This is a genomic window from Paenibacillus sp. 32O-W, from assembly GCF_007679495.1.
Lineage (GTDB): Bacteria > Bacillota > Bacilli > Paenibacillales > NBRC-103111 > Paenibacillus_L > Paenibacillus_L residui.
Map to the genome: position 1 here is coordinate 1 of NZ_VEGP01000181.1, position 408 is coordinate 408.

The 408-nt window shown below is 51.5% G+C and carries 1 protein-coding gene; it reads right to left on the reverse strand.

Features of this window, described 5'->3' with window-relative positions:
• On the reverse strand, positions 1-371 hold a 371-nt coding region (locus FS806_RS25355; protein ID WP_144942130.1), incomplete at its 3' end, for an FAD-dependent oxidoreductase.
• Positions 372-408: the final 37 nt, after the last annotated feature.

Genomic DNA, 408 nt, shown 5'->3' on the forward strand with positions numbered 1-408 from the left:
GGCTCCGTACCGGGCACCGTCTTGATTCCGCTTTTTTCCGCGAGGTCGGTTAAGAAGCCGGTAGCCAGTATGACGTGCTTGGCCGGATAGGAACCGTTTTCGGAATGAATGATGAAGCCTTCCTCCGATTTGGCAATTTCGACGGCTTTGTCGCGAACATATTCGGCTCCGAATGCTGCGGCTTGCTTGTTACCCACTTCAACTAGATCGGGTCCCTTAATGTCTTCCACACCGTAATGATTCTTGACCCAGGCCCGCCGCGTGACCCCTTGATCATTATCGATCACCAGTGTTTTCTTGCCGGATTTGGCAGCGAATATGGCAGCGCTTGCTCCCGCAGGTCCGGATCCAATAACGGCAATATCGTACATATTCATTGGCTCCTTTCTATTTATGAACTGAGTATGG